This is a genomic window from Micromonospora sp. NPDC005806, from assembly GCF_042871425.1.
In the GTDB taxonomy this organism is placed as follows: Bacteria; Actinomycetota; Actinomycetes; order Mycobacteriales; family Micromonosporaceae; genus Micromonospora.
The window spans coordinates 1-22,483 of the sequence record NZ_JBIAIL010000051.1; the positions used below are offsets into that span (position 1 = coordinate 1).

Annotated in this window: 16 protein-coding genes and 1 pseudogene; 11 read left to right on the forward strand and 6 right to left on the reverse strand. The window is 69.0% G+C overall.

Features of this window, described 5'->3' with window-relative positions; all coding sequences use genetic code 11:
* Positions 1-870, forward strand: an 870-nt coding sequence (locus ACFYOS_RS32270; RefSeq protein ID WP_387149789.1) for an IS1380 family transposase, incomplete at its 5' end; no start/stop codon positions are given.
* A gap of 157 nt (positions 871-1,027) precedes the next feature.
* Here the strand turns inward: ACFYOS_RS32270 and ACFYOS_RS32275 are convergent.
* Positions 1,028-1,762, reverse strand: coding sequence for an alpha/beta hydrolase (locus ACFYOS_RS32275; RefSeq protein ID WP_387149792.1), 735 nt, complete (start codon positions 1,760-1,762; stop codon positions 1,028-1,030).
* Between the two features lie 493 nt (positions 1,763-2,255).
* Positions 2,256-3,359, reverse strand: a complete 1,104-nt coding sequence (gene mraY / locus ACFYOS_RS32280) for a phospho-N-acetylmuramoyl-pentapeptide-transferase (protein ID WP_387149795.1) — start codon at positions 3,357-3,359, stop codon at positions 2,256-2,258.
* Positions 3,360-4,077: 718 nt separating this feature from the next.
* On the opposite strand from mraY, the gene ACFYOS_RS32285 reads away from it, so the two are divergent.
* Positions 4,078-4,782, forward strand: a complete 705-nt coding sequence (locus tag ACFYOS_RS32285; RefSeq protein ID WP_387149798.1) for a hypothetical protein — start codon at positions 4,078-4,080, stop codon at positions 4,780-4,782.
* A 63-nt stretch (positions 4,783-4,845) separates the two neighbouring features.
* Positions 4,846-5,088, forward strand: a complete 243-nt coding sequence (locus ACFYOS_RS32290) for a hypothetical protein (protein WP_387149800.1) — start codon at positions 4,846-4,848, stop codon at positions 5,086-5,088.
* A gap of 344 nt (positions 5,089-5,432) precedes the next feature.
* Here ACFYOS_RS32290 and ACFYOS_RS32295 read toward each other — a convergent pair whose 3' ends face one another.
* The gene (locus ACFYOS_RS32295) at positions 5,433-6,188 is read right to left on the reverse strand and encodes a DinB family protein (protein WP_387149802.1); all 756 of its coding nucleotides are present in this window, start codon (positions 6,186-6,188) and stop codon (positions 5,433-5,435) included.
* Between the two features lie 255 nt (positions 6,189-6,443).
* Between ACFYOS_RS32295 and ACFYOS_RS32300 the strand changes: the two are divergent.
* From ACFYOS_RS32300 to ACFYOS_RS32330, 7 genes and pseudogenes are all read left to right on the forward strand, one after another.
* Positions 6,444-7,210 (forward strand): annotated as a pseudogene (locus ACFYOS_RS32300) (HAD family hydrolase).
* A 16-nt stretch (positions 7,211-7,226) separates the two neighbouring features.
* Positions 7,227-7,439, forward strand: a complete 213-nt coding sequence (locus tag ACFYOS_RS32305) for a helix-turn-helix domain-containing protein (protein ID WP_387149869.1) — start codon at positions 7,227-7,229, stop codon at positions 7,437-7,439.
* On the forward strand, positions 7,439-8,335 hold the full coding sequence (gene xerC / locus ACFYOS_RS32310) for a tyrosine recombinase XerC (RefSeq protein ID WP_387149804.1): 897 nt from the start codon (positions 7,439-7,441) through the stop codon (positions 8,333-8,335). The genes ACFYOS_RS32305 and xerC overlap by 1 nt, the downstream gene beginning before the upstream one ends.
* Positions 8,332-8,655, forward strand: a complete 324-nt coding sequence (locus ACFYOS_RS32315) for a tyrosine-type recombinase/integrase (protein WP_387149807.1) — start codon at positions 8,332-8,334, stop codon at positions 8,653-8,655. Before xerC ends, ACFYOS_RS32315 begins: the two co-directional genes overlap by 4 nt.
* A gap of 701 nt (positions 8,656-9,356) precedes the next feature.
* Positions 9,357-9,881: a PadR family transcriptional regulator gene (locus ACFYOS_RS32320; RefSeq protein WP_387149809.1), complete on the forward strand. Its 525-nt coding sequence runs from the start codon at positions 9,357-9,359 to the stop codon at positions 9,879-9,881.
* A gap of 29 nt (positions 9,882-9,910) precedes the next feature.
* The gene (locus ACFYOS_RS32325; RefSeq protein WP_387149872.1) at positions 9,911-10,555 is read left to right on the forward strand and encodes an ABC transporter ATP-binding protein; all 645 of its coding nucleotides are present in this window, start codon (positions 9,911-9,913) and stop codon (positions 10,553-10,555) included.
* A 44-nt stretch (positions 10,556-10,599) separates the two neighbouring features.
* Entirely contained in the window at positions 10,600-12,792 is a 2,193-nt protein-coding gene (locus ACFYOS_RS32330) for an FtsX-like permease family protein (RefSeq protein WP_387149812.1), read from the forward strand.
* 1,067 nt (positions 12,793-13,859) lie between these two features.
* Here ACFYOS_RS32330 and ACFYOS_RS32335 read toward each other — a convergent pair.
* The 3 genes from ACFYOS_RS32335 to ACFYOS_RS32345 form a co-directional block, all read right to left on the reverse strand.
* The gene (locus tag ACFYOS_RS32335) at positions 13,860-14,465 is read right to left on the reverse strand and encodes a hypothetical protein (protein WP_387149815.1); all 606 of its coding nucleotides are present in this window, start codon (positions 14,463-14,465) and stop codon (positions 13,860-13,862) included.
* 29 nt (positions 14,466-14,494) lie between these two features.
* A complete protein-coding gene (locus ACFYOS_RS32340) occupies positions 14,495-18,007 on the reverse strand; it encodes a S8 family serine peptidase (protein WP_387149818.1) in 3,513 nt (1,170 codons plus the stop codon).
* Positions 18,008-18,573: 566 nt separating this feature from the next.
* Positions 18,574-21,456 carry a helix-turn-helix transcriptional regulator gene (locus ACFYOS_RS32345; RefSeq protein WP_387149821.1) on the reverse strand — a complete coding sequence of 961 codons (2,883 nt, stop codon included), beginning with the start codon at positions 21,454-21,456 and terminating at the stop codon, positions 18,574-18,576.
* A 202-nt stretch (positions 21,457-21,658) separates the two neighbouring features.
* Between ACFYOS_RS32345 and ACFYOS_RS32350 the strand changes: the two genes are divergently transcribed.
* Positions 21,659-22,117 (forward strand): DUF6745 domain-containing protein, encoded by a 459-nt coding sequence (locus ACFYOS_RS32350; RefSeq protein WP_387149824.1) that lies wholly within the window; start codon positions 21,659-21,661, stop codon positions 22,115-22,117.
* The last annotated feature ends 366 nt before the right edge of the window (positions 22,118-22,483 follow it).

The window sequence follows — 22,483 nt, forward strand, 5'->3', positions numbered from 1 at the left end:
TTCCATCCGATCCTGGTGACCTGCGACAACACCGGCGAACTGCTGACGATCAAACTGCGGCCGGGCAACGCCGGGGCCAACACCGCCGCCGACCACCTCACCGTGCTGGCCGAGGCGTTCGCGCAGGTCCCGGCCGCGCACCGCAGGAACCTGCTCATCCGCGGCGACTCGGCCGCCGCCACCCACGCCGTGATCGGATGGCTGACCGCACAGGACGCCAAGCGCAACCGACGCGTCGAGTACTCGATCGGCTGGTCGATCGGCGAGGCGGAACGCGCCGCCATCAGCGCGCTGCCGACCGCGGCATGGTCACCGGCCCTGGGCGCCGACGGCGGCATCCGCGACGGCGCACAGGTCGCCGAACTGACCGGCCTGCTCACCCTGGCCGGCTGGCCGCCCGGCATGCGGGTGATCGTGCGTCGAGAAACACCACACCCCGGCGCCCAGTTGTCGCTGTTCGAGGAACGCGACGGCTGGCGCTACACCGCGTTCGTCACCAACACCACCGTCGGCGCCTTGCAGTGGCTGGAAGCCCGCCACCGCGCCCACGCCCGCGTCGAAGACCGAATCCGCTGCGCCAAGGACACCGGCCTGCGCCGGCTACCGTCACGCGAGTTCGCCATCAACGCCGCCTGGTGCACCATCGCCGCCATGGCCTGCGACCTCATCGCCTGGCTGCAACTGCTCACCCTCGACGGCGAGCTGGCCAAAGCCGAACCGAAACGGCTGCGCTACCGCCTGCTACACACCGCCGCCCGCCTGGTCCGCGGCCAACGCCGCCGCCGGCTACGCATCCCATCGACCTGGCCCTGGGCCAACCAGATCACCGCCGCTTTCCACCGGATCGCGGCAATCCCCGCCCCCGGCTGACCAGCTCAGCCCTGTCCCGACGACCGGAGGACCCAAGGAGACCACGCCCACCGCCGCGACAGACGGCCCGTCACCATGCCCCGACCAGATCGCATCGAACACCAGTGATCACAGGCGCGGGACCGAAGCGGCCGACATCAGCGGTGAATGATCGAGGCTAGCGCAGATGTCGGGCGAAGAACCCGGCCGCGTCCTCCCCTGCGAACTGCGGGACACCGGTGTGTCCGCCCATGTTGGCGTGCAGCGTTTTCTCCTTGGAGCCGAAGGCGTCGAACAGGTCCAAGGCCGCCTGCCGGTCGTTCCCTTCGTCATCCCACTGCAGCAGGACATGCAGCGGAATGGTGACCTGCCGGGCCTCCTCGAACATGATGCGAGGCACGAAACTCCCGGCGAAGAAGCCGGCGGCCACGATACGCGGCTCGACCACCGCAAGCCGGATGCCGACGGAAATCACTCCCCCCGAGTACCCGACCGGGCCACCGATCTCGGGCAGCGACAGGAGGGCGTCCAAGGCGGCCTGCGATTCCGGGACCGCCTTGTCGACGAGCGGGAGGATGAGGGCGTCGATGATCTCGTCGCTGACCGGCTCGCCGGCCTCCATAGCCCGGCGCAGGTCGGCGCGGGCCCGTTCGGCGACGGCCCAACGGGGCCGGTCACCGCTCCCGGGGAGCTCGATGGTAGCCGCAGCGAAGCCATCCGCCGCGGCGTGCCGGGCCCGCGCCACCAGGCGGGGGTACATCTTGTGCAATCCGAGCGGGGGGTGGCCGAGCAGGATCAGCGGGACCGGTGCGGATGCGGATGCGGGCGTCCACAGGATGCCGGGGATCTCGCCGAGGGTGAATTCGCGTTCGAGGACGCCGTCATCGAGGCGCTGTTCAGAAGTGAATCGCATGGTCGTGCCTTTCGGGAGTGCTCGTGAACGGCGCTCCCGGACGATCTATCGCCCGACCGTGACCCCAGAGGGGAGCACCCATGTCGAAACGTTCACGGGTACCACCTCCTCGGTCTCTCGCACGGCCTCGGGAAAACTAGCAGCGGCCGCCGTGATCCGCCAAACGTGTTTCTGCGCAGGCTCCGTGGCCGAATGCCACGGACAGGCCGCATGCGGTTACGGTGCGATGTGAGCTCACCGATCACGTCACAACGACGTGGCCCTGGTGTTCCCTCCCTGAGTCCCCGCCCTGCCCCGACCGGCGGAGGCGGAACCCCCAATGGTTCGGCCAGTGCTGGCTCTGCAAGATCAGTCGTACGCGGCTCTGCACAACAACCAGTACGCCGACACCCGGCTTAGGCAATGCTGCTGCCAGACGCTGGTACCCCGGTGAGGAATTAGGCTGCCCGGCGGATCACCGTCGGTGGCACGACACAGGCTTGTCGCGTGGCCTTTATCCAACGACCGCCAAGAAATCCGAGTAGAACAGGCCCAGGCCGACCGCCACGCAGACGCCGGCCACGATCCAGAACCGGATCACGATATTGACCTCGCTCCATCCGGCCAGCTCGAAGTGGTGGTGCAACGGCACCATCCGGAAGACACGTCTACCGGTGGTCCGGAACGAGACGATCTGGATCACCCAGGTCGTCGTGATGATGACGAAGAGCCCGCCGATCATGATCGAAAGCAGCGTGGTGCGGGTTGCCACCGCGAGCCCGCCGATCAGGGCGCCGAGCCCGAGCGAGCCCACGTCACCCATGAAGATCCGCGCCGGGGACGTGTTCCACCACAGGAAGCCCACGCAGGCGCCGGCCGCCGCCGCCGCGATCATGGCGATCTCCAGGGGATCCCGGACCTGGTAGCAGTAGTCGTTCACGCGGGCGTAGGCGTCGTCGGCGCACCAGTGCCGGTACTGCCAGAAGCCGATCAGCGCGTACGCGCCGAGCACCAGGATCGACGCGCCGGTGGCCAGGCCGTCGAGGCCGTCGGTGAGGTTCACGCCGTTCGACATCGCCGTGATCACGAAGACGATGACCATAACCGCGCCGACCTTGCCGACGTTCAGCCAGCTGATGTCGCGGATGAGCGAGATGTGCTCGCTGGCCACGGTCTGGCCGTTGGTGCTCGGCACGTAGAGTGCGGCGATGCCGAACCCGCCGCCGACGATCGCCTGGCCGAGCAGCTTGCCTTTGGCGGACAGTCCGTCGGAGTTGCGCCGGAGCACCTTGAGGAAGTCGTCGAAGAAGCCGACCGCGCCGCAGAAGACGAACAGCCCGAGCAGCACCAGGGCCGTCATGGTCGGGCCCTCCTGCGCGATCTGCCGTTCGGGCAGGGTGGTCAGGGCGATGTGCCCGGCGACGTAGGCGAAGATGGTCGCCACGATGAAGACGACACCGCCCATCGTGGGCGTGCCCTTCTTGCCCTGGTTGCTGGCGAGCCCGATCGATCGGATCGGCTGGCCGGCCTTGAGCGCGGTGAAGACGCGAATCGCCACCGGCGTGCCGAACAGGGAGATGATGAACGCGACCGCGGCCGCGACGATGACCGCCCTCACGGGCGAACCTCCACGAGATCCGGATTTCTCACGGCGTCCCCACCGCGCTTCCAGATCAGCGCCTGATGTATCGACCTGAGCTGGCCGTGCAGATCGTCCTTAGCGAAATCATCGATCACGAGACGCGATCTTGCCATCCGACGGCGAGCGGAGCACCCCTGGACCTCACAGCGCCGTGGTTCGTAGCTCGCCGACACGAATCCGACGACGATCTTGCAACGCCAGGCCCGAGGTTCAAATTGTGTCCGAAGCCGCGGAAATAGCCCAAACGACGCGATCCCTTGTCGACTGTGGTGCGCGATGCAATCTGTCCAGGAGCGGTACACGGCCAAGCGCCAGGGCGTTCAGGGTGAGGTATGACAGCGCGGCCGAATACGAGTGAGCCTTGCGCGACCAGGAAGCCTACGCCATCCCGATGCTCCTATGGACGTCAAGCTCCGTCGCCGGCCTCGCCGGCGGAGCGTGACCCGTTCGTTCCGGAGGAACGATCACCAGTCCCTGAGCTGCACGAGCAGTGGGTACGGCCTGCCGGAACGGTTCAGCAGCGTCCACGGCCGTCCGGCACCGCTCGTCCGTCGTCACCCAGTTCGTCACCCACTCGGTTGGACTCCCCAGACGCGAAAGAAGCGTGTCGACACGCCACGCCCGGGCGCTGCCTAGAGAGGTGGGGTCCAATCGGAGGTGACGAAGCAAGGACCCCTTCCCTAGCGTGGGCAGCATGCGCACACCCGACCACTACATCGGTCTGCCTGCCGTACGCGCCTTGCATCGAGCAGGCGAGTGGGATGCCGCCCTCGCCGAACTCGAACCGAGCGGGCAGCACGCTGAGCTGCGCGCAGAGATTCTGATCGACCGCTACTTCTGGCAGGGCGGTGACCCGGATCCGGCACGGCGCGCAGTCGCCGCACTCGACTCTGCGTCTATCGCCTTCCGCTATCTAGCAGCTCGCGTCGCCTACGTCCGGGTCCTGTTCAGCCAGGATCCAGAGCCAGACGACGGCCAACTCATCGAAGCGGGCTACCGGGCCGCCGCTGAGCACCCGAGTTTCGCCGGATGGGGCGAGTTCCACCTTGGGGTGTTCAGCGACAACCTCCGCCGCGACCCAGTCGCAGCCAAGAAGCACTATGCCCGCGCTGCAGAGCTCTGCGCAGGCGACTTGCTGCTGGAGTCCTACGTGCTACGGCATCAGGCGGGGCACCTCGCGCACGCCGGTGACAGGGAAATGGCCGTGCTGCTGCTCCGGCGCTCGCTCTACCTGCGTTCGGCGCTGGGGTATCGGCCCCAGGTGGCCGCCGCCCAAGCGACCCTGGCCGATGAACTCTCCGACGGGCCTGAGCGCGACGCGCTGCTTTCAGCGGCCTCCGCCACGGCTGGAGAGCTAGGGCTGACCTGGTTGAAAAGAGCGCTCAAGCAGGGAAAGTAGGTCGGGCACCGCTGGCCAGATCGCTGGAGGTCCGTCGAGTTAGAACGCTTGTACGATGACGGCGTGGGCAGGGAGCTGGTGACGCGCTGGTGGAATAGCAGCTGCGGACGGCTGACCCGGCGTGACGTGTGGCTCGCCCGCGAAGTCCGGTGGCAAGTTGTCGCCAGAGCAGGCGACTCCGAGACAGGCAACGTGCTCCGCTGGGAGTTCGACACTGAAGACGAAGCACGGCAGATGGTGAAGCGCCTCGTGCAAGCCGACGGCGGCCAATGGCGCGAGATGGACACCGACACGAGGCCAGATTGAGTCTTCGCCATCTTCGAACATGCAGGTCGGAGGCTCTGGCGTGGCGCTCGCTCGGGATACTCATGCTGATCTCGGGCGGGCGTCCGCGAGGGTCGCAGCCAGGTCTCCGGTGGGCCTGGCCCTTGAGTGACGATCTTGCGAAAACTGGCGGTATAAGGGCCGCACGCTGCTGGCAGGCGAGTTCCCGGCGTACGTGGTCCGCCGGCCTGGCAGCAAAGGAGCAACGATTCGCCCACTGCCAACTGCCAGGGACGGGAGCTGAGGAGCCGGGAGTAGCAGTAGCACTGCGGCTGGAAGTCGCCCGACCGGTCAGCGCTCCTGCTCGATGGGCGCCTTCACCCGGTTCAGGCACCGGCCTCGAGCACGGCGAGGTCGCGTACCGCGTAACGGTGATGCTCGGCCTCTTCCTTGAGCACCACCTTGAGGCAGCGGCGCACGACGTACTCCCGGTCTGGATATGGGCCCGCCGGCTTGCGACCACACACCCGATCGAGCTCGGCCTCGGTGAGCCCGTCGACGACACGCCGCATCGTGGCCATGCGAGCGAGCCGCGGCGCGAGTACCTCGTCGAGCGTCGGGGTGGCTTCGAGGGTGAGCCCGAGCTTCGCCGCTGCGTCGGGCGGCATCCCGCCGTAAGGAAGGCCCAACGGGTGATACGGCGCATCCTCCTCGAGCACGGCATTACCAAGCCAGGCATCGCCGGCCATCAGCAGGTGCCGTTGGGTCTCGACGAACGACCACTCGCCGTTGACCTGCTCGTGCAGCTTGGCCTCGGGCAGGAGCCTGGCGCGGTCGAGCGTCGCCTCCCATTGCGTCTCGATGGCATCCCAAGCAGCCCGGTAGTCGACGGAGGACGCGGCGTCACGCGCCAGCACCCGCGTGGGATGCTGCCGGTCGAGCTCGGCCTCGACGTAGGCAGTCACGTCGACGTCGTTAACAACGAGACGCTCGAAGGCGCCACCGAGGTAGACGTCGCCCCCATAGCAGTCCACGATCTTCAGGCCGCTGACCTCGCAATCGCGAATCTCAAGGCCGGCAAGATCGCATAGGTGGATGCGGGCACCACGGAACTGGTCACTCTGGGTGTACGCAGCAGGCATCGAGACAGCTTCCCGAATCCGTCCCGCCTGCGTCAATGGGTAGCACAGCGTGAGGGTTCTGTTGTACGTCGGGGTACGGCGCCGGGCTGTGAGAGGACGAGCGCGGATGGCTGGCGTGCGGCGGGTGCGGCGCTGACGTACGCGGCGGGTGGAGCCGATAAGGATCTTGACAACTACAGCTGAACGCTCGCCATCCTCACACGAACGCCACGAGCGGCCGAATGGTCCACGACGAGCGCACACCAGAGGAATTACGTGAGCGGAACACGACCTCAAGCGGAATTACGTGAGCGCCGACACGTCCTGGCCGACGCCCCGCGACAACCCCCCGCTCCCCCGGACCTCGTCCGTCGGCTGTCCCAACTGACCGGCGGCTCGGTGCCGGCCGAGCGAATCGCTGCCGACCTGACCGAGGGCGCGCGCGCCTATGCGCGCTGGCGCGATGACGTCGGCCAGACCCGTGATCCGGTCGAGCTGACACACGCCCAGGTATGGGCGGACTTCGTCACCCCCACCTGGCCACAACCCGCCCGCGACGCCATCGAGCGCGAGGCAACCCCGCTGGTGTACGCCTGGACCTGGCGCCCGGAGTGGGAGGTCCGCCCCGGCATCCCCGAGGCGCTGCACGCCGCCGCCGACGCAGGCCTGCCGATGGCCGTGGTCAGCAACACCCTCTGCGGCGCCGCCCACCGGGGCTTCCTCGCCGCCGCCGGCCTGTCGCACCTGTTCGCCGCCGAGTTCACAGCGACGAAGCCGGACCCCGCAAACCCAACCCCCGCCTCGCCCAGCTGGCCGCCGACGCCATCGGCGTACCGATCGCAGAGTGCTGGTTCGTCGGAGACAGCCCGCACCGCGACATCGCCTGCGCCCGGCGTGCCGGCGCCGGCGCCGCGATCCTCATGCGCTCACCCCGCACGGACCTGGAACCACCCCACCCGGACCTGCGACCGGACGCCCGCATCGAGGACGGCCACGGGCTTCACCCTCACTACTCAGCCCAGCACCACCACCGCCGAGCCTGACGCGCCTCGTCGGATCCTGCGGAGGACCGACAACCGGGCCGTCTACTCGGTCCGCGAGGTCGCCCGGCTGCTCTCGCTCTCCCTTGGCAGCACCTACGCGCTGGTCCGCGACGGCGAGATACCCGCCCGCAAGCTCGGCGGACGCTGGGTCATCCCCAAGAAGCGATTCCGCGCCTGGCTCGACGAATGCACCGAAACGGCCACTGACGACGCGAAGGGCTGGGCCTGATGGGACACATCGTCAAGACCCCTGCCGGTACCTTCCGGGCCAACTCGCGCGACGCCACTGGGCGCCAGAAGGCCAAGACGTTTCCGACGCGCAGGCAGGCGGCGTCCTTTCTGGCCGAGACGGAGACGGCCGTCGCCCGCGGTGGCTATGTCGATCCACACGCCGGCCGGCTGCTGTTCGGGAAGTACGCGCAGCGGTGGCGGGAGTCGCGCAACGATGAACTCACCACACGGGCGCGGGATGCCTCGATCCTTCGGACCCATGTGCTTCCGCGCTGGTCGGATGTGCCGCTGTTCCGCATCGATCACCTGGCGGTTCAGTCCTGGGTGACCGAGCTGGGCGCCCGGCGTTCGCCCGCCACCGTGGCGGAATGCTTCCGCCTGTTCTCCGCGATTCTTCGCGCGGCCGTCCTCGACCGGCTGATAGGCGTCAACCCATGCGAGGGCGTGAAGGTGCCATCCCGCCGGAAGAAGGACTCCGATGGTCATGTCCTGCCCCGCGCTGACCTGATCGGCCGGCTCCTACCGGCGGTCCCAGATCGGTACCGCGCCCTGGTCGCGTTGGCCGGCGGTACTGGCTTGCGGTGGGGCGAGTGCACGGGTCTTCGCTGGGAATCGCTCAACCTGACCACGAAGACGGTCGAGGTTGTCCGGGTCGCCGTCGAGGTTGCGGGCACGGTCACGATCAAGCCCTCCCGAAGTCTCGGGCAGGTCGGCGTGCCGTCCCGGTGCCAGAATTCGCGGCTGACCTCCTGGCAGCCCATCGGGAGGCGGTTGCGGCCGGTCCGCGCGGCGAGGTATTCACCAACTCATCCGCAGGTCCGCTGCGGCGGACGCTGTTCCGGGCTCGCGTCTGGCGGCCATCGCTCGTCCGCGCCGGTCTGCTCGGAGACGTGAGCCGACTGGGCCACTTCAAGTGGCGCGCCGCCTGGGTCGACCTGGACGGCACCAAGCATTCCGCGGAGTTCACCACCGAGCGGGAAGCCGTCGCCCACGTGGCGAAGATGGCGCCCGGCGGGCTGCGGTTCCACGATCTGCGGCACTCCTACGCCACCGAGCTGGTGTCGCGCGGTGTGCCCGTCAACGACGTCCAGGCCGTGATGGGCCACGAGAAACCGTCGACCACGTTGAACCTCTACACCCACCGATCGGACGGGAGGGATCAACGCATCCGCGACGCGTTCGCTGACGATTCGCTGACGCCCAACGACAACTGACGATGGAATCAGCAAGAGTCACCCTCTCCCGAGGGTGGCTCTTCTGCGCTATATCGATGGTAGGCGATACTGGGATCGAACCAGTGACCTCTTCGGTGTGAAGCAGGACGCTGCACCGACGTTGACCCGCGGGAACACAAGACCGCAGGTCGGGGTCTATGCCGTTCGGCTCCGTTCGGTGCCGTTGAATGCAGTTCAATGCCGTTCAGCGCACCCGACTGCTCCAAAGGTGCTCCCCCGATCGCGGCCGCACCTGGACCCACGGTTGGCCGGGTCAGTCTGCCTAACGCGGGGCCCGCGGCACGACGCGAGCGATCCGGCAGTGGGTACGGACGGTGCGAACCCCTCGCGCACGCCGCGCTGGCCAGCGGCAGATTCGGACGAGCGCTGGGGTGGGCTCGCAGCCCGCTCAGCAGTCAAACACCGACCAGCAGATGTCGTTCCGTAACCGCTGGTCGTCGAGCACGAGCTCGCGAATCGCCTTGTCGTGGGCCCTGACCCGGGATCCCCCACACATCCTGTACTCGACATGACCGGGCGCTGACTTGATCTGTGTGGTGACGCTGCGTGGCGCGCGGATCGCGGCAGTGAGCGGACGCGCCGAAGTGCGAACAGATTCGTGCCTTGGCAGCAACAGGAGGAAGTGAATCCGTATCGAACAGCTATACCCTCGGGTTACACCCTCAGGTTATAGTGTCGTCGTGGGTGTGCCTCAGACGTTGCTCGGGTTGATCGAGCCGGAGCCGAGCCACGGTTATCGGCTCAAGCGGGAGTACGACGCGTTGTTCGGCCACGAGCGCCCGTTGCCGTTCGGGCAGATGTACCAGACGCTGACCCGGCTGCAGCGCGACGGTCATGTGCTGGTGGAGGGGCCGGTGCCCGGTGGCGGTCCAGACCGGAAGTGCTACAGGATCACCGACTCGGGCATGACCTATTTGGAGCGGTGGCTGAGCCGGCCGGAGTCGCCGGAGCCGCACCTGCAGCCGGTGCTGTATGGCAAGGTCGTGATCGCGTTGCTGTCCGGTCGGCCGGCCGCGGCCTTTCTCGACGCGCAGCGGGCGGCGCACCTGGCGCGGATGCAGGAGTTGACGGCCATGCGCCGGCGCGGCCCGCTCAGTCAAGCGCTGTTGGCCGACTATGGCTTGTTCCATCTGGAGGCGGACCTGCGGTGGATCGACGTGACCGCGGCCCGGCTCGACCAGCTCGCCACGGAGGTCAAGCGGTGACGCAACCATTGCTGATCGGCAAGGCGGTCATGAAGTCGTTTGGTCCGACCCCCGCTCTCCGGGGAGCGGACATCACGGTCGCCGCAGGCGAGGTAGTGGCGGTGATGGGCCCCAGCGGATCGGGCAAGTCGACGCTGTTGCACTGCCTCGCGGGAATCCTGCTCCCGGACTCTGGAGAGGTCTGGTTCGACGGCCAGCGGATCGACAGCCTGCCGGAGCCGGCACGCAGCCAACTGCGCCGCGCCCGGTTCGGATTCGTGTTCCAGTTCGGACAGCTGGTGCCCGAACTGCCCGCCCTGGAGAACGTCATGCTGCCGCTCCTGCTGGCCGGTCATCGGATACGCCCGGCTCGCGCGGTGGCGAGCACCCTGCTGGACCGGCTGGAGATGTCCGGCCTGCAGCGGCGGCGCCCCGGCGAATTGTCCGGTGGGCAGGCGCAGCGGATAGCGGTTGCCCGAGCCCTGGTGGCTCAACCAACGGTCATCTTCGCGGATGAGCCCACCGGATCGCTAGACACTCTGGCCGGGGAGATGGTCATGGACCTTCTCGTCGACCGGGCTCGTGACCAGGGCGCCTCCGTCGTGCTGGTCACCCACGACGCGCGGGTGGCGTCATTCGCCGACCGGGTGGTCGTGGTCCGTGATGGTGTCGCCTCGGCATTGGCCGCGGCGTGAACGGCAACATCGCGGCAGGCACGCGTCGGGGACGGTTGTCAATCTTGCGCGTCGCGCTCTGGCTCGCGGTCGGGGGACGCGAGCAGTTGGCCCGGTTACTCATCGCCGCTACAGGTGTCGGGCTCGGCGTCGGCCTGTTGCTACTCGCCGCGGTGGCGTTGCCCGCCATCCGCGCGCACGAAGCCCGGGCCGCCTGGACCACAACCGCCGCGCACAATGTGCGACCGGCGCAGAACGAGGCGGCCACCGACCCGTTGTTGTGGCGCGTCCGGGTCGATACCTACCGCGGTCAGGACATCATGCGGCTGGACGTGGCCGCGCTCGGGCCGCGGGCGCCGCTGCCTCCCGGGCTGTCGCGGCTACCGGGTCCCGGGGAGAAGGCGGTGTCCCCGGCGCTTGCGCGGTTGCTGGCCGCGGTGCCACCCGAGCAGTTGACCGACCGGTACCCCGGCCGGGCCGTCGCCACCGTCGGCGATGCGGCGTTGCGGTACCCGGATGAACTGGTGGTCGTCGTGGGATACGCCCCGGCGGATCTGCGTGGTCAGCCGGCCGTGGAGCAGGTGCACAGCATTGAGACGTACCCGAGCAGCGTGTCGCTGACGCGGTTCGGTCGGGTCATCGTCGGCATCGCCGCGGCGGCGCTGCTCGTGCCGATTCTGGTGCTCGTCGGTACCGCCACCCGGCTGTCCGCCGTCCGCCGTGAGCAGCGGCTGGCCGCCATCCGCCTGGTTGGTGGCACCCCCCGACAGGTTCGTACGGCGGCCGCGGTGGAAGCCGCCCTCGCGGCGGTCGCCGGCACCGTCCTGGGCTTCGGCGGCTTCGCCCTGGTCCGGCCCTACGCGGCACGGTGGAGCATCGACGGCTCCCCGTTCTTCCCGGCAGACCTGCGCCTATCGTGGGCGTCCGCGCTGCTGGTTGTCATCGGCGTGCCGGTGCTGGCCGTCTCCGCCGCCGTGGTCGCACTGCGCCGGGTGCAGATCTCGCCGCTCGGCGTCACCCGGCAGGCACAGCCTGGCCGGCCGACCTGGCGGCGGTTGATCCTGCTCATCGCCGGACTGGGCAGCCTCGCGGTCGCGCTGCCCACCGTGGCCACCACCAAGGGGCAGGGGCCGCTGTGGCTCCTAGCCGCCGTGATGAGCGCGGTCATCCTCGGCATCGTCGTTGCCGGGCCATGGCTGACCATAGGCGTGGGACGGCTCCTCGTCCGCATCTCGCGCCGGGCCTCGACCCTGCTCGCCGGACATCGGCTGGCGGCCAACCCGACCGCCGGGTTCCGGTCCATCAGCGGCCTGGTGCTGGCCGTCCTCCTTGTCACCGTGGCCGCCCAAGCCACCGCGAGCGCCGCAGTACCGGTGACCGACCGGGGACAGGTCCTCATCCCGGCCGGCACCGTCGGAGCCGAGTTCCTCTCCCGCGACACGCCACCGCTGCCCGCCGCTCAAGCCACCGCACTCGCTCAACGCGTGCGTGCCATCCCCGGCGTGCATGCAGTACTCGACCTGCGCTGGGCCGCACCCGCCCCACCCGACACCGGCGCGACCAAGGTACCGGTTCTCGCCCGCTGCGCCGCCCTGCGCGCCACTGGCCTTGGCACCTGTCCCAACCCGGATGCACCCGTCGAACTTGACGCCCGAATGCTGGGCAACGGCCTCGTTCAGAACATCGGCCAGCCAGCCACCGATGTGCCGACCGGTGACCTGCCCATGCTGGCATTGCTGGTCGCCACCGATGCCCGACCATCCACGATGGAAACGGTGCGGACGGCCATCGAGTCGTTCGCCGACCAGACCGCCTGGCTGCCATGGACCACTGACGAGACCAAACTCCACGCCGATAAGCAGGCCGCGCAAGTCAATCGGATCAGCACGGCCGTCCTGCTGGTCACCCTGTTCGTCGCCGGGTTCAGCCTCGCCGTCTCGACCGCCGGTGGCCTCCTCGAACGCAAACGCCCCTTCGCCCTGCTACGCCTCGCCGGCACCCGCCCGACGGACCTTCACCGAGTCATGATCATCGAAACCGCATTGCCGATGATCGCAGCCACCGTCATCAGCGCCGGCATCGGTTTCGCCGTGGCCGCCGACATCACCCACGCCAGCCACACGCCCTGGCGTCCCCCGCCGGCCAGCTACTGGTGGACCCTCGCCGGCGGCGTCGCAACATCCCTCGCCGTCGCACTCCTCACCACCATCCCACTCATGACCAAGCTCACCGCACCGCACACCGCGCGCTTCGAATAAGCACTCTGTGCCCGACATATCACTACAGGCGCATCCGCCAACCAATCCATGACCATCTCTCCCCAACGCCCTGTCATCGGCACAGTCGGACGTCTTCCACGTGGCTCGCCAACGCCCGATCAACGGCCTGAGCGTGCGTGCGGCCCGGGATCGAACCGTGCCCGGTATTGGGCCTCGGCACACGGGCACGCTGTGGCCCTCAGCGTCCGGCGGTCAGTCATCCGACCGATGGAGCCAAACGCCTCCTCGAGCATCTCCGCGTACTCGGCGTCGGTTGCGCCGCGCCACTCGCCGGTCGTCGAGTCCTGGACCAGCCACGGCTGGTACAGCGTGCCCTCTACCCACTTGGAGAACCAGTCAACGATCGAACCAGTGACCTCTTCGGTGTGAAACGGGACGCCGCATCGCCTCTGGGCTGCGGTAACGTGGAGCCGCAGGTGGGTGGGGGTGCCGTTGAGTGCAGCGGGGCGCCGTTGGGTGCTGTTCGGCGCCGTTCAGCGCGGCCCGTTGCTCCCAATCCGCTCCCCCATCATCTGTCGGTTGGCCGTCGGCGCTCAACGTTGCGGCGGTTCGGCTTGACGGGACAGCCGGATGGACGCGGGGCGGGCGCGGCTAGGTGGGCGCTCCGATAGTCGGGTGTTCAGCCGGGTTGGAAGGCGGGGAAGGCCGCCCGCTGGGCATCGCCACACGGGGTGTCGCGCCGAGGACGGCGAAGTCACCGACGCGGCCGTTCCGGCCGGACCACTGCCGGCGGGGGCGACGCTCGCGGCGGCGGGGATTGCCGCCGGCCACCACCGCGACGGGGGCGGCAGCGGCGAGGAGGTGTCGTCTCATGAGCCGATTCCTCCAGGCCGCAGCCACGACCGAGTTACCGACAGACAACCCGGTTTACCGCCCGCCGACTCCTCGAGCCGGCGTCTGCCGTCTGGACGGCGAAGCACAAAGATGAACGACACCGCCTGGCAGGATCGACATGGTTGTCGAGGCGACCGCGGACGGCCGGGGCGAGAGCTCAGCCTCGCCCCGGCCGCGACCTCCAGGTCAGTTCACCGTTGCAGCGGCACCCGTCAGCTCAGCTTGTACGCCGTGGGAAGGGTTTGCTTGACGGTGTTGCCCTCGCTGTCGGTCGCGCTGATCCGGAGCCCGACGCCCTCGGCGGCCTGGTCCCGGTTCGGGTGCTTGATCTCCGCAGTGAAGGTGTTCGTCCCGGCGGCCTCAGTGGTCGCCGGGTGCCAGGTCTTGCCCCCGTCGAAGCTGACCTCGGCCTGCAGTGAGGTCACCGTGGGCAGGGCGGTGAGGCGCTCCTGGTAATAGCCGACGACCGTGATCTCGTGGGTGCCCCCGGCCTTGGCAGTGTTGTCCAAGGCCAGACCGAGGTCGTACCGCAGGAAGATCAGCGGCTCTGGCCGGCAGGCCGCCTGGTTGTTGCCGGCCGCCGCGCCTATGCAGGGCTGGTGCTCCGGAGCATCCCCGTTGGTCGGCTTGGCGGAGTTGTACTGCCACACCGTCTTGACCCCGTTGGTCTCCGCCTCGAACGTGTACCGGGCCGATTCCGCCGGCAGGTCGTAGGCGGCGACTTCGACGCCGCAGCCGGAGAGAGCGAACACCGCTGCGGTTACGAACGCCGCGAGGGTCCCCTTTCGGCACCGCGGCGATGGCACGCTCGTGTTCATCGCGTTGATCTCCTTAGCTGTTTGGACCGTCATCGCGGGCTCCCGGGGCTGAGATCCGGCGTAATGTCAGACTTGCCGGTAGGGCGAAAGACGAGCCATTCCGTGCGACGTTCGACTTCGTCGCCGGACTGGTTGAACAACCTGAAGTTGCAGGCAGGCGACATGCAGGGCGGGGCCCCAAAGAGGACCTCAGCGAACGACCAGTCGGTGACGACGCCGACCGCCGCCTGGCGGGCACCGCCGCTGCCGGTCAGGAAGAAGTTCGGGTGGAAGGTGTTGCCCTGCCGGCAGCCCACACACGGCGTTCCGGTCGCGAGTGTGAAGCCGGACTTGGTCCGCACCTGCGGCACGGCCCCCGGTACGGTCGGTCCCTGGTTCCAGTGGAGTTGGTTCCTGCTGCCGAGGACCACGTCCTGCCTCTCGCCGCTAGCCCGAACCAGGACGGAGGCTTGGGCGTAGTCGGCCCAGTCGGTGGAGAACCGGTCGATGGTGTCGTCCTGCCGCTTGACGAAGGTGGTCAGCGTCTGCTGCATGGTGATGCGCGGCAGGTTCAGGGATACCGTGGTCGGACCGGACTCGGAATGCTGCTCCCAGGTCAGGTTGGTGACCTGTTGGGGCCGGTCGGCGTGGAAGTAGTGGTCGACCCGGTCGAAATCCTCCTTCTTGGGCTGGTACGGCAGGTCCGACGGGATCTGACCGTCGGAGGCGTACCTGGCGGCGTAGACCGTCGGTGTGGCGCTGCCACCGAGAATGATCTCAACCTCCGACGGGGCGGCCTTGATCCGCTTGATCAGGCGGTCCGCCTCGCCATAGGGCACCTGCACGATTGGCAGTGCGGCGTACGGCTTGACCGCCGGGCAGCTCTCCAGCCCGCCCGTACATGCGGTGATCCCCGCGCTTGGAGAGCCCAGCGAGACGAGGCCCGGCACCGCAACCATCACGCCGGCGGCGCCGGCGGCGTGAGCGGCCGCCACCCGCTCGTCCCGGAGCTTCTGGAACTCGCATACGTAGGAACCGCTGCATATGTCGGTCGGCGTCAACAGCACCAGCTTGCCGCGGGCGTCCACGTTGGCGAACTCGGCGGCGGACCCGGTGCCCGCGTAGACCACCGGCACGTGTCCCTTGATCGGCAGTCGCGGAATCGAAAACCTGACCTGGCCCCTGACCGTCTTGCCGTTCTCCTGCCATTTATGTTCTCCGAACCCAGCCGAGGCGTCCGGGGTGTGGTAGCGCGGGGACAGGCGGAAGGGGGCACCGCCGCCGACGGCCTGCATGGTGACGACAGGAGTCGTGAGCACGCTGTGGAGTTCGTGCGTGAGGGTGCCCGTGCGCACCTTGGCGGTCGGTATCGCCCACCACTTCGTCGCCGAGTAGCCGCTGGCGAGGTGTGTCGTCATCCCCCACGCGCCAGTAGCAGAGACCCGATTGATGACGTGTCGGCTGTTGTAGTTTTCGGTCGGCTCCGGAGCCTGCACTTTCAGCGGCTTGAGCTTGCGCAGGTCAAACGTGACCGTGGTCGCCTTGGTGACACTCACCTCTGGCGCAACCGGCAGGACGTTGTTCCACTCGCCGACCTCGTCCACCCAACCGACCTTGCCACTGACCGAATAGGTGCCGGGGACGAGCGATACGGTGACTCCACCCGCTACGGGGCCAACCGGGCCTTCGTGCAACGCATTGTCGTCGACCGGCAGGAAGAGAGACTCGTCGTACCGGAAGTCGCTGGCGCCCGGCGGGCGGATGACGTTCACGGTCACCGGGAACTTCTGGGGCTCGAGGAAGGTGCTGACCGATGAGGTCGCCCGCAGCACACCTGAGGAGTCCCGGGCGTTCAGCCGGCCGTGGTAGTCGCCGAAGGGCCCGTCGGTGCCGAGCGCCCTGCCGTCGAGTGTCACCGGCACCTCGGCCGACGCGTTGGCGGGCACGACCACCTCATCCGCGCCGAGGGTGACCAGGCCGGCCGGAGCGGGCTTCTCACCGTGGGAGATCGACGTCGTGAGCTTCAACGTGATCGCCTCGTCGGTGTGGTTGGTGTAGGTGACCTTCTTCGTCAACGGCGCGTGCGGGTAGGCCAGGCGGCCGAAGAACAGGTTCCCGTTCGTGGTGACCGTCGGGTCGACCGCAGTGGCAAGGTTCACCCGGCCGGCGCCCTGGGCGAACGTGTCGTGCCCCAGGTCGGTGGCGGTGCTCATCAGCAACGCCTTGATCTCGTGGCCGGTCAGGTTCGGGTGCTGCTGAGCGATGAGGGCTGCGGCGCCGGCCACGTGCGGTGTGGCCATCGACGTCCCGCTGGCACTGGTGTAGTGCTCGTCCACCACCTTACCCATCGCCGTGCCGGCGGCGCGTGCCGCGACGATGGCGACACCCGGAGCCGCGATGTCCGGCTTGGCGGCGCCATCCCCGACCCGCGGTCCGCGGCTGGAGAAGTCGGCCATCTTGTCTTGCTTGTCGACCGCCGCCACGGTCAGGGCCTCGTCGGCGGCGCCCGGGGTTCCGACCGTCCCGCTCTGCGGGCCGCTGTTGCCCGCCGCGACCACGAAGAGGGCCCCGGTGGTGCGGCTGAGCTGGTTGAGCGATTGGCTCAGCGGATCGGTCCCGTCGGTGGCGCCACCACCGAGGCTCATGTTGACGACCTTCGCGCCGGAGTGGGCGGCCCACTCCATGCCCGCGATGATGGACGAGTTGGAGCCGGAGCCACCGTCGTCGAGCACCTTGCCGACGCGCAGCTTGGCGCCGGGCGCGACGCCCTTGCGCAGCCCGTTGGACGCGGCTCCGGTGCCCAGGATCGTGGCCGCCACGTGAGTGCCGTGTCCGTGCCCGTCCCGGGCGCCCCTGGGATTGCCGGTGAAGTCGACCTGCTCGACGAGGTTTCCGGCCACGTCCGGGTGGTTGGGGTCGATGCCGGTGTCCAGCACCGCCACGGACACGCCGGCGCCGTCGTAGCCGCGGTCCCAGGCGACATTCGCGCCGATCTGCGGTACGGAGGAATCCAGGCTCGCCTTGGCCAGCTCGTCGAGCCACACCTTCTTGACCCCGGCCAGGGAACCGGCGGACCGGGCGGCGGAGCCAGAGTCCCTCTTGCCCCGTACCTCCTGCCACCACCGGCCGCCGTCGGCGATGTCCATCGAGCGGCCGTTGATGCTCGGGAGTTCCCTGCCGACGGAAGCCCCGGCAACCTTCGGCACCCTCTGCACCGCGGCGTTCTCGGTGTAGGTGACGAGCACCGGCACCTCGCCGACCTTGCCCGCCGCGACGAGCGTCACCAGCTGGGTCAGGTCGAACAGCCCCCAGTCGAGCAGTCCGTTGCCGAGCAGCGAGAGGGCGTCGTTCGGCACGACGTACACGTTGCCCTTGCGAGTGATGGTCTGGAACACGACGGAGGATCCATCGGGCCGCGCCGCGCTCTCGAAGTCGCGGGCGACCGGCTTGCCGTCGGCGTTGATACCGACGTACACCTTGTCGCCGGTGATCAGCGTCACCGGGACGGACCCGCCGGACGCGGCGATGACCCGCCGCAGGTCGTCGTTGGGGGTCACGGTCACGTTCTTTGTCTGTGCGACATCGGGACGTGGCGCCTGCTGGGTTGGCTCGGTAGCGTGTGCCGCCGTGGTCGACACAACCATCCCGAAGATGGTCAGACCAACGGTCACCGCGCCCAAGCGTCGCCCGAGACGCTTCATTGCCGGGCTTCGCCTCATCTATCGGCCTCCTGCCAGATTGATGACTACAAACATGTCGGGGTATGGCGCTTTGGGCGGCGCAGTCCGGAGGGGGGCGGGACGGCGCCTCTCGCCACTGGCGATCACGGTCCGACCATGGGCCTCCTCGCTAGAGCGGTTCGTACTCGCCGGCACCGTCGGCACCGCCTGTGCTCTGCGCGGTCGGGGCAGCTGCCGGGTTGGCTGGCGGTCCTGCCGGCACCGGTTCGTCCTTGGCACGGCGTGCCGGCTCGGTCGGGTTACCTGCCACCTCGGGCATCGGCGGTTCTGCGGAGTGCATGGTGACGAGTGTGCGATCGAGCCCGGCCCCGGCTCGATTGGTCAGATGCGGGATTTAAACCCGCCGCTCGCTCATGCGCTTTTCTTCGTGCCCGGCGACGGCGGTGAATTTACTCGTCGCCCGCCGACGGTTGCCCCTGCTCGTCGACGAGGCCCAACTCCACGACTCTGATCGCGAGCGCGGTCCGCGACGTCACGCGCAGTTTGCGCATGGCTGACTTCAGCTGGCTGGCCACGGTCTGCGTCGACACCACCAGCGCGTCGGCGATCTGCCGGTTCGTCCGGCCGCCGACCAGCAGGCGAGCCACCTCCAGCTCACGCGGGGAGAGTTGGTTGCCGTAGCTGGGCCGGCCCCGGCCCCGCGCCACGCGGGTGTCCCACCCGCGCTCCTTCAGGGACCGTGCCACCCGATCGGCGTCGTGGTGGGCGCCGAGGTCCGACAACGCCCGCGTGACTTCGGACAGTATCGGCAGGCCAGCCTCGTGCTGGCCAGCGGCGAGCAGGCAGCGGGCGTGACGCTCCCGGGCGAGCAGGGCGTCGTACGGGCGCGGCAGTGCCTGCCATGCGGCGGCCGCCTGGGCGAACAGCGCCGCGGCGCGGGCGAGCTGGCCGTCGGCTTCGGCCAAGATCGCGCGGCACAGGACCAGGGACGCCTGCGGCGCCGGAGCGTCCTTGCCGCCCAAGGCCCGTTCGAATGTGGTCACCAGGTCGGCGGCGTGGCCGGGCTGACCGGCGGCCGCCAGGGCGGCGACCCGTACCGGGGCAACCTCGGTGGCCCGGGGCCAGATTCCACTGCCGACGGTGATCTCAACCGGCTCGTCGGTGAGGCGGAGCGCCTCGTCGACGTTGCCGTCGCGCAGGCACAGCTGCGCCAGCGCCGCCGCGGCCTCGATGCGTTGCTGGTCGTCGAGCCCGGCGAAGCGCAGACGCTGCTCCGCTCCTTCCCGGTCTCCGGCGGCGGCCTGGATCAGGCCCGCCACGAGGGCCACCTCGCACCGGTCCTGCAGCCGCACCCCATCGTCATCGTCGACCAGCCGCACCGCCCGATCCGCGAGTCCCGCCCAGGCGCCGGTAAACCAGTCGAGGTGGGCCCGGGTCGAGGCGATGCCGTCGAGGGCACCGAGCAACTCGTAGCGCTCGGCGAGTGCCCGGGCCTTGGCCAGTCGCGCCCTGGCCTCGTCGTACCGTCCCCACCGCATCGCTGCTTCGCCGACGTTGATGTGGCCTAGCGCGACGAGCGCGGCCTCCCGCGGGTTGGCCCTGTCGTCCGGGATCTGCCGGGCTTCGGCCCACCCCGCCTCCTCACCGAGCATGAGCAGCGCAAAGGCGCGGTCCAGGAACAGGCGCAGTCGCTCGTAGGACGCGATCGACGGCGCCACCGCAGGTGCCTCGCGCAGCCACCGCAGATGCTCCGAGGCCGGCCGCGCGTCCCCGAGAGGTATGGCGAGGAGGTTTCGGGCTCGTGCCGCCTCCAGCGAGTCCGGCGCGAGGTGGGGCACCGCTCTCAATATCTCAGTCCGGCCCGCCTCCATGGCTCCCGCCACCATGAGCACCCGGCCGACCTGGAAGCGGACCAGTGCCTCCTGTTTCGGCGTCAGCGCCTGCGTCTGGAGGGCCGACCGCAACGACTCGATGATCTTCGAGTACGGGTCGGCGCCGGGCAGCGAGTGAAACTGGATCTTCATCACCAGCCGTACCAGCGGCTCCACCGGCAGGGCGACGGTAGTCACCAGGCTGTGTAGCAGCAGTGCCGAGGTGGCCACGTCACCGGACTGCGCGGAGAGGTCGGCCGCCTGCTCGGTATACCGGCACGATGCCTCGACGTCGCCGGCCAGCCGGAAGTGCCGGGCCAACTGCGCCACCGGCGGCAGCGGCGAATCCTCCAACGCCCGACCGGCGCGCAGATGCATGGCACGCCGCTCCTGGGCCGGGATGGCCTCATACACGGCGTGACACGCCAGGGCATGACGGAACGACCAGTGGCCGCGCCCGTCCTCACCCAGCAGGCCGCAACCCAGCGCGTCGGCCACCTGCGCAGTGAACCGGTCTTCCGGCAGCCCGGTGACCGCGTTCAGAGTCACGTCGTCAGCCGGGACGGCGAGCACCGACACCGCGTACAGGATCGTCCGTGTATCGGGCCGGAGCCGCCCGACGCGTTCCAGCACGGCGTCGCGGATCGTGGGCGGCACCTCGATGTGGTCCAACCGGCGGCGCGCCCACCCGCCGGCCTGGCGGATCAGGTCGGCCCGGTCGTGCATCAACCGCACCGACTCCTCCACCGCCAGCGGTATGCCTTCCGTTCGTGCATGCAGGAAGGCCGCGAACTCGGCCGAGACATGCTCGTCGGCCAGCATCGAGGAGACGACCGCGGCGGTTTCGCCGATCCCCAGCCGCTTCAGTGTCAGCCTGACCAGGTGCGCGTCGGCAGGCAGCCGGGAGGAGAGCCGCAACAGCAGCGAATTGGGTGGCAACTCCTCCCGCCGGTACGTCACCACCACGCTCACCGGCTGGGGCCGGCGGGAGACCAGGAACAGCAGGAACTCCAGAGTCGCCTCGTCCGCCCAGTGCACGTCCTCAAGCACCAGCACCCCCACGTCGAGTCGGCTGAGCACCTCGACGAAGGCGCGGAACAGCCGGTGCCGGGCCGCGGTCGCGTCTTCCAGCGGCTCCGGCGCGGGAGGCAGGTCGGCTGCCCATTCGGGAAACAGCGGCCGTAGCGCGCCGCCCAGACCGCTGAGTCGCAGCCCGGACACGCTGCCGACGCCCTCGCGCACCGCGTCCACCACCGCGCCGAGCGTGTACGGCACGCGCAACGGCGGGCAGGCCCCGACCAGGGCGCGACGCCCATGCTCGGCCCCAGACGCCAGGAACTCCCGCAACAGCCGGGTCTTGCCGATGCCCGCCTCACCGTCGATGAGGACCACGGCAGGCGGTTGCCCGAGCGCCTCGCCGAGCGCAGCGACCTCCCGGTCCCGCCCAACGAACCGCGGCACGGAAAGCGTTGGACGTTGACCGGCATCGATTTTCGCCCGTCCAACCAACGCCCGCCCCCTTGAGCTGCTCACGCACCCGCAGTGCGACCTCGGTGCTGAAGAGTCGGATGTTCTCCATGAGGACGCCGTGCGGCCATCGGCCCCATACCGTACTTCAGGTCGAAGCGGCTGGCGTCGAACGCGATCATGGTCCGGACGAAACGTGTACGACCTCGTGCACTGCCCGATCTGCGCGACCATGGACCCCAGCATCACCGCTCGCTACACCATGCAGCCCGCCTGGTCCTGGGACGCCGAGCGCAGCTTCGTGGATCAGGACGACGAGGGACATGCTGTCCTCTGTTACTGCCTGGATCACGACGACCGGTTCTTCGCGCCGGCCTGGTGCTACCACCCCGACTGGGTCCTGCTCGCCACCATCGACACGTACCGAGAGGTGCTCGGAACCACGCCTGATCTCGCCCGGGAGCGGCGCCGGGATGTGGCGTTGGCGGCGGGGCTGTGGTGGCCGTTCGAAGACGTGGCCGTCATGAGCGGACGACCCACCCTCCTGCGGGTCAGCGCGGACGGCCAGCTCCATGCCGACCGCGAACCGGCAGTCGTTTGGCCGGACGGCAGTCAGATGTGGGCACGTGACGGCGTGGCCATCGCGCCACAGTGATCGTCCGCCGCGGCCGTGCAAACGGTGCCATGTGGGACCACCCGGGTCGGTGGCGGTGGCTGGTGAAGGGGCGGCGACGTTCGCTGTGCGAGCCTGCTGCCCCTTCACCACGTCGACAGCCGTTGAATCAGCTGCGCAGTGGAGTAGCCGCGGCGCTATTGCGTTGACAGATCGGCAGACGCGAACGCCGACCTCGGTGGCGACCAGGACGGGGCATGAGATGGTGACCTCACAGGTCCAGCCTGACCATGCCGGTCAAGCCTTCTCCGATGATGCTCACGCTGAACGCAACAGACCCCTTGAGCGCGTCCGAGGGCGGCGCGCGAGGCTGGGCCGACCGGACGTGCGCGGCAGCGCGCCTACCCA

Bases quoted from the DNA above. Each gene is read 5' to 3' on its own strand.
- xerC (WP_387149804.1), top strand. From the start codon at position 7,439: ATGGGACACATCGTCAAGACCCCTGCCGGTACCTTCCGGGCCAACTCG.
- ACFYOS_RS32325 (WP_387149872.1), top strand. From the start codon at position 9,911: ATGAAGTCGTTTGGTCCGACCCCCGCTCTCCGGGGAGCGGACATCACG.
- ACFYOS_RS32285 (WP_387149798.1), top strand. From the start codon at position 4,078: ATGCGCACACCCGACCACTACATCGGTCTGCCTGCCGTACGCGCCTTG.
- ACFYOS_RS32275 (WP_387149792.1), bottom strand. From the start codon at position 1,762: ATGCGATTCACTTCTGAACAGCGCCTCGATGACGGCGTCCTCGAACGC.
- ACFYOS_RS32335 (WP_387149815.1), bottom strand. From the start codon at position 14,465: ATGAACACGAGCGTGCCATCGCCGCGGTGCCGAAAGGGGACCCTCGCG.
- ACFYOS_RS32295 (WP_387149802.1), bottom strand. From the start codon at position 6,188: ATGCCTGCTGCGTACACCCAGAGTGACCAGTTCCGTGGTGCCCGCATC.